Below are 6,215 nucleotides of genomic sequence, written 5' to 3'. Positions count from 1 at the left end.
CAGGGGCTCCGGGGCCGTGGTGCCGAGGGAACGGCATTCCTACCTGGAAGACCACAGCCTGTTCACGGAGGAGGAGCCCAAGAAGCTGTACGCCACCATCGGCGTGGCGGAGCGGCGCCTGCTGCCCCGGCCCTACATGGCGTCCGACATGTGCGTGGCGGCGGCCGAGGGATTGATGCGGCAGCTGGACTGGGATCCGGCGTCGGTCGACCTGCTGATCTTCGTCAGCCAGGACGCGGATTACGTCCTGCCCGTCACCGCGGCGGTCATCCAGCGGCGCCTGGGCCTGCCCACCACGGCGGCGGCCTTCGACGTGCCGCTGGGCTGCTCCGGCTTCGCCTACGGCACCTGGATGGCGGCCCGCCTGCTGGGCGGCAGCACGGCGCGGCGCGCCCTGGTGTTGGCCGGCGACAATTCCGCCCGCTGGCTGCGCCCCGACGACCGCGCCACCCTGCCCCTGTTTGGCGACGCCGGCAGCGCCACGGCGCTGGAGGTGGATGAGGGCGCGCCGCCCATCCATGCCATCCTGGGCACCGACGGCAGCGGCGCCAAGCACATCTTCGTCAAGGCCGGCGGCAAGCGTGACTGCCTGATCCCCACAGAGGAGCCCTGGTCGGCGGAGGAGCATCAGCGCCTCTACCGCGACGCCCGCCTGCACCTGAACGGGGCGGAGGTCTTCACCTTCACCCTCCGCTCCGTCCCGCCCTTGCTGCGCGACGCCATGGAGCATGCCGGCGTGACGCTGGACGACATCGACATGATCGTCCCGCATCAGGCCAACCGCATGATGCTGGACCATATCCGCAAGAAGATCGGCGCCGCCCCCGAACGCTTCCTCATCGATATGGAAAAGTTCGGCAACACCAGCTCGGCCTCCGTGCCGCTGGCCATCTGCCACCGGCTGGGCGACTTTTTCGCCGACGGGCCCAAGAAGCTGCTGATGGCCGGCTTCGGCGTCGGCTGGTCCTGGGGCACCCTGGTGGCGGAGATCGGCCCCATCGCCGCGCCCACGCTGGCGGAGATGCCGGACGGCTTCGCCCCGCTGGAGGTCTGAGACCTTCCCCACGGGAATTCGGCTGCACGCCGGCGCGCGGTGGCTTGAGGCTGGAACGGGGGGCGGTCGTGAAATGGGACTTGCCTTGGGCAAGGGTTTCTTGTACCAATCGGTCAAGTCGTACCGATCGGTACAACTCTTAACCCATGGAGATCGCCATGTCCCGTCCGCCCCTGCCGCCCTTCACCCTTGAAACCGCCATCCAGAAGATGCGCGCCGCCGAAGACGGATGGAACAGCCGTGATCCCGCCAAGGTGGCGCTGGCCTACACGGTGGATAGCCGCTGGCGCAACCGGGCGGAATTCGTCACCGGCCGCCCGGCCATCGAAGCCTTCCTGGCCCGCAAGTGGGCCAAGGAGCTGGACTACCGCCTGATCAAGGAAATCTGGGCGCATGACGGCAACCGCATCGCCGTACGCTTCGTGTACGAGTATCGCGACGACAGCGGTAACTGGTTCCGTGCCCATGGCAATGAGAATTGGGAATTCGACGGCGATGGCCTGATGCGGGCGCGCCACGCCAGCATCAATGAACATCCCATCAAGGAAACGGAGCGCAAGTTCCACTGGCCCCTGGGCCGCCGCCCCGACGATCATCCCGGCCTCAGCGACCTGGGCCTCTGAGGCATGGCGCGCCCCCTTGCCGACCGCCAGGACGTCATCTCCGCCCTGGCGGAGATCTTCCGCGACCATGGCTTCGAAGGCGCCAGCCTGTCGACCATCACCGCCCGGACCGGCCTGGGCAAGGGCAGCCTTTACAACCTCTTCCCCGGCGGCAAGGCGGAAATGGCGGAGGCGGTGCTGGCCCACATCGATGGCTGGTTTCGCACCCACGTTTTCGAACCGCTCGACCAGGCCGATGGTGGAATGGCGGCGGTGCAGGCCATGTTCCAGGCCACCGATGCCTATTTCCGCTCCGGCCGGCGTGTGTGCGTGGTGGGCGTGTTCGCCCTCGGCGATGCCCGTGACCTGTTCACCGAACAGGTGCGGGGCTACTTCGCCGCGTGGGTGACGGCCCTGGCGGGTGCCCTGGAACGGGCCGGCCGCGACCCTGCCCAAGCACGGGCGGACGCGGAGGAGGTGGTGGCCGGCATTCAGGGCGCCCTGGTCCTGGCCCGGGCGCTGGATGACACCGGCGTCTTCACCCGGACGCTGGCGCGGCTGCGGGCGGGCTTGGGCCTGGCTTAAAAGGTGGCAACTGCCAAAACGGCGACGCCTACCTTAATACCAGGTTCCCAGGCGGCAGTGCCGTTGGTCAAGGAGCCGCCGGGATTCATGCCACCGCCCGTACCCGCCGGGCGGTGGCGAACACCGGGATGCCCAGAACGCGGACGTAGCACAGCCACCAGCGCAGGTCGCGGCTGTATTTGCTGCGCCTGTACGTGCCGGGCAGGGGGGCCAGGCGCGTACGTTCCTGCCGCCAGGGCAGGTCGTGGACGGGGGGATGCGCCGTGCCGCACAGGCGGGCCACGTGCGCCTCGATCAGGTTCACGGGATAGAATTCGGCCATGCGGTCCAGCCGCTCACGCAGGCGGGAGACGCGCTGCTGGTTCTGGTTGAACACCGCCACCTTCACCAGCGGCATGTGGTGGGCCTCCAGGCACTCATCGAAGTAGATGTCGGAATACAGCTCCTTGGCCACGAAGGCCTGGGGCAGATAGCGGCCGGGGCGGAAGCCTAGGGCCATCAGCCGCTGGCTGAGGCCGAATTCATAGGCGCGGCAGACGGCCGCCTTGTCGGGCTGGCGCGTCACCTCCGCCCAGAAGCGGGTGAATTCCGGATGGCTGGTCACCGCCGGCCGGAAGACCAGGAAGTTGCTGGTCAAGTAGCGGATGTCGCCGTCCACCAATCCGTCGGTCAGGCCCCAGAAGTCGCACGCCTCCGCCGCCATCTTGTCGAACACCGGGCCAAAGGGGAACACCGGGCCGTAGCAGCTGTCATTGGCGACGATGACCTCGTCATACAGCGCGATGTCGGCGCCCAGTGCCTGGAAGCCCAGCTTCCAGCTGCCGAAGTCATAGCCGCCGTGGCGGCCGGCGTGCACCAGTTCCGCGATATGTCCCAGCCGCTCGGCCTGCCCCTCCATCAGCGCGCCATCGGACACGAACAGGATGCGCTCCGCCACCTGGCGCAGGCCGCGCAGGTAATGAAGGACATGGTCGTCGATCTGGCCGTCGCGGTCGAAATGGGCGAACAGGGCCACGCGGCGGGGGGTGGGGATTTCCTGACGATCGGTCGTGGCCATTTGTGGGACCTGGCACGTGGGAACATGAGCTTCTTGTTCCCTTCCACGCCTGTTAACCAAGAGACCTTGCGGTCTATCGGCCTTTCAGGCAGGGGGCCAGATGCGGCCATCCCAATCGGCATATTCCTTGAATTTTAAGCGCTTCGCGGCCCAATCCGCCGCCGAGATCTCGAACAGGTGGACGTCGTATGCCTGACCTTCCTTGACCGCATGGTCCTTCAGCACCCCGACATGGCGGTAGCCCAGCAGGGTCTGGCCGCGCAGGACGCGGTCGTTGTCGGCCATGATCTGGTTCACCACCTTGCGCAGGCCCAGGGCGTGGAACACATGGTTCAGCGCGTGGGTGAAGTTCAGCGGCCCGGCGCCCGTGCGGCCCCGCCGATCAGCCATGTAAGCGCCCAGCGTGGCGATGCCCCAGGCCGCGTGGGTGACGGTGATGGAGGCATAGCCCACCGGCACGCCATCCACCATCATGATGCGGTGGTGATAGTCGTCGCGGGCGTCGCAGCGGGCCAGCCAGGCCCGCTGCTTGTCGATGTCGTCCTCCACCTGGGTGAACAGGTGGCGGGCGATATCGGGCCGCAGGCGCCAGTCCAGCAGCAGGCGGGCGTCGTCTTCCGTCGGCCGGCGATAGCTCAGGCCCATGGGGTCATGCCTCCTCATAGGGGGCGTCCGCCGGCGGGGGCGGCGCGTCCAGGCCCAGGGCGCGGGCCCAGGCGTGGTGGAAATCGGCGATGCGGCGCTCCCGCCGGCCCAGGACGCCGGGGCCCAGCGCGCTTCCCCGCGCCCGCTGCACCCGTTCGCACAGGGGCCGATCCTCCAGGATGACGGCGCGGGCGGAGTCGGCGAGCAGGGTAGCCAGCGAACGGCGGAAGGCGGCCACGGCCGGCCTTTCCGGCGCCGTCACCGGCAGGAACAGGCGCCAGTCCAGGCGGCTGGCGTCGGGGGCCAGGGGGGTCACGGTGTGGGTGATGACCAGGGCGCCGTAGAAGCTGGCGACGTACAGGTTGGGAAAGACGAAGCAGTGGTCGTAGCGCGCGTGGTTGGCCGGCCGGCGCAGGCCGGCCTTGGCGTCGACGCGCCGCCACCATGTCTCCGTCCCTTCCGACAGCCGCCAGCTGGATAGGCTGTGGCGGCCGTAGCGGGTGGTTTCCAGATGGGTCTGCCAGTCGGCGTGGACGGCGGGGTGGATGGTGGTGGGATGGACGGTGGAGCCGTGGAAATCGTCCATGGTGTTTTCCACCAGCGCCTTCCAGTTGGCGGCGAAGTCCAGGTGGTCCTGGGCGGCGGGCTGGTCGCATTGCCCCGATAACAGGGTCAGATGGTCCGCCACCGGTCCCAGATGATCCGCCAGGCTGGGACCGCCCCCCTCCAGCCGCGCGAAGATGAAGGCGCCACAGGCGGCCGTCTCCACCGCCCGGCCCTGGGCGTCGCTGGCCGTCAGGTCGGGCGCCAGGGTGATGGACGTGTCCAGCGGCGTACATGTCAGCGGGGTGTCGAACCGGGTGCCGACGTACAGCCATTGCCGGCGTAGCGCCGCCATTTCCCGGGCGTGGCAATCGGGATCGTCGAACCAGCGGGCGGGCAGCATCTCCGCCATCATGGGTTTCCCGGAAAGGCGGCGGTCACGTCAGTGTTCACCCAAACCCGGCCTTCCGCCACGGCCAGGCCCACGGGCGTCAGGGCCAGCCGCTGGCGGGCGGTGGCGTCCAGGTGGAAATCGCTGTCGTCGAAGGGGATGCCGATGGGCACGCCGGCCGCGTCATAGACCCAGCCGTGATAAGGGCAGCGCAACAGGCCGCGCCCGCAGGGTTGATCATGGATCAGGGCGTAGCGGTGGGAACAGACGTTGCGGAAGGCCTTCAAGGCACCTTGGAAATTCTGCGCCACCACGGGTATGGCCGCCCCCCGTGCGTCCGGCGCCGTGCCGGTCAGGTAATCGCCATGCGCGGCCACGGCCGCGGCCGGCCCGAGGTCGACCCAGCGGGGTGCCGATTCCGTCACGCCGTGCGCCCCCCGTCCACCGTCAGGGCCGTGCCGGTGATCCAGCGCCCGGTGTCGGCCAGCAGATAGGCGATGGCGTGGGCCACGTCGTCGACATGGCCGAAGCCCAAGGGCTGCAACCGCTCCAGATGGTCGATCTGCTCCTGGCTCAGCTTCTCGAACCCGCGCTCGATCAGGTCGGTCATGACGATGCTGGGGACCACGCAGTTGACGCGGATGCCGTCGGGCAGCAACTCGGCCGACAGGCCCTTGGTGGCGGCGATGATGCCGCCCTTGGCCGCGGCGTAGACGATGTTGGCGGGCGAGGCGGCGGTGGCGGCGGTTGACGAGATGAAGACCATGGCCGACCGCTCGGCATGGACGCCCTTCTGCCGCAACCCCTTAGCCAGGGCCAGGCAGGACCCCAGGTTGACCCGCATCACCTGGTCGAAGAAATCCTGGGAAAAAATGCGGATGGGCCGCAGCGTCTGGATCCCGGCGCAATGGGCGACGCCGTGGAAGGGGCCGGACAGGGCCGCCTGCTCCTTCATCCAGCCCGGAATGGCGTCCAGGTCGCCCATGTCGAAGGGCGCCACCCGATGCCCATCCCCGATCAGGCGCGACAGCGTGTCGGCCAACCGCCCCTCGTCCCGTCCGTTCAGGGTGACCCGGGCGCCCAGGCGCGACAGCAGCACGGCGGTGGCCTGGCCGATGCCGGCCGACGCGCCGGTCACCAGTACGGAACGGCCGGCCAGGCTCATGGGATTGTGCGGAGTCTCGGGCGTTTCAGTCATGGCGGGCGTTTCCTTCATTCACGCCCCGACTATCCGGGGACGGCCCCGTGCCCGTCAATGATGCGGGATTCCGGCGCCCGGAAAAAAGCTGGCGGCGGGGCCTTGACTCAAGAAAGGGTCGAGATATATCTTAGATCAAG

Annotated in this window: 8 protein-coding genes; 3 read left to right on the top strand and 5 right to left on the bottom strand. The window is 68.5% G+C overall.

What is annotated here, in order from left to right:
* The 3 genes from I55_RS29745 to I55_RS29735 form a co-directional block, all read left to right on the top strand.
* Window positions 1-1,054: ketoacyl-ACP synthase III (locus tag I55_RS29745; RefSeq protein ID WP_199902768.1), on the top strand; the 1,054-nt coding region annotated here is incomplete at its 5' end.
* Between the two features lie 158 nt (window positions 1,055-1,212).
* Window positions 1,213-1,677: a nuclear transport factor 2 family protein gene (locus I55_RS29740; RefSeq protein WP_044564343.1), complete on the top strand. Its 465-nt coding sequence runs from the start codon at window positions 1,213-1,215 to the stop codon at window positions 1,675-1,677.
* Window positions 1,678-1,680: 3 nt separating this feature from the next.
* Complete coding sequence (locus I55_RS29735) at window positions 1,681-2,241, top strand: TetR/AcrR family transcriptional regulator (protein ID WP_044564341.1); 561 nt, start codon at window positions 1,681-1,683, stop codon at window positions 2,239-2,241.
* A gap of 85 nt (window positions 2,242-2,326) precedes the next feature.
* Here the strand turns inward: I55_RS29735 and I55_RS29730 are convergent, their stop codons facing one another.
* The 5 genes from I55_RS29730 to I55_RS29710 all read right to left on the bottom strand — a co-directional run bounded on the left by I55_RS29730 (window position 2,327) and on the right by I55_RS29710 (window position 6,075).
* Window positions 2,327-3,298 (bottom strand): rhamnan synthesis F family protein, encoded by a 972-nt coding sequence (locus I55_RS29730; RefSeq protein ID WP_044564340.1) that lies wholly within the window; start codon window positions 3,296-3,298, stop codon window positions 2,327-2,329.
* An 84-nt stretch (window positions 3,299-3,382) separates the two neighbouring features.
* The gene (locus I55_RS29725) at window positions 3,383-3,943 is read right to left on the bottom strand and encodes a GNAT family N-acetyltransferase (protein ID WP_044564339.1); all 561 of its coding nucleotides are present in this window, start codon (window positions 3,941-3,943) and stop codon (window positions 3,383-3,385) included.
* A 4-nt stretch (window positions 3,944-3,947) separates the two neighbouring features.
* Window positions 3,948-4,901 (bottom strand): RHO alpha subunit C-terminal catalytic domain-containing protein, encoded by a 954-nt coding sequence (locus I55_RS29720; protein WP_083901532.1) that lies wholly within the window; start codon window positions 4,899-4,901, stop codon window positions 3,948-3,950.
* Window positions 4,898-5,302: a Rieske 2Fe-2S domain-containing protein gene (locus I55_RS29715; protein WP_044564337.1), complete on the bottom strand. Its 405-nt coding sequence runs from the start codon at window positions 5,300-5,302 to the stop codon at window positions 4,898-4,900. The genes I55_RS29720 and I55_RS29715 overlap by 4 nt, the downstream gene beginning before the upstream one ends.
* Entirely contained in the window at window positions 5,299-6,075 is a 777-nt protein-coding gene (locus I55_RS29710) for an SDR family NAD(P)-dependent oxidoreductase (RefSeq protein ID WP_044564336.1), read from the bottom strand. The genes I55_RS29715 and I55_RS29710 overlap by 4 nt, the downstream gene beginning before the upstream one ends.
* Window positions 6,076-6,215 lie beyond the last annotated feature (140 nt).

This window comes from Azospirillum sp. B4 (assembly GCF_000333275.1).
Classification (GTDB): domain Bacteria; phylum Pseudomonadota; class Alphaproteobacteria; order Azospirillales; family Azospirillaceae; genus Nitrospirillum.
The sequence above is the reverse complement of the archived record's forward strand: the minus strand, read 5'-3'. Positions and strand labels throughout refer to the sequence as shown.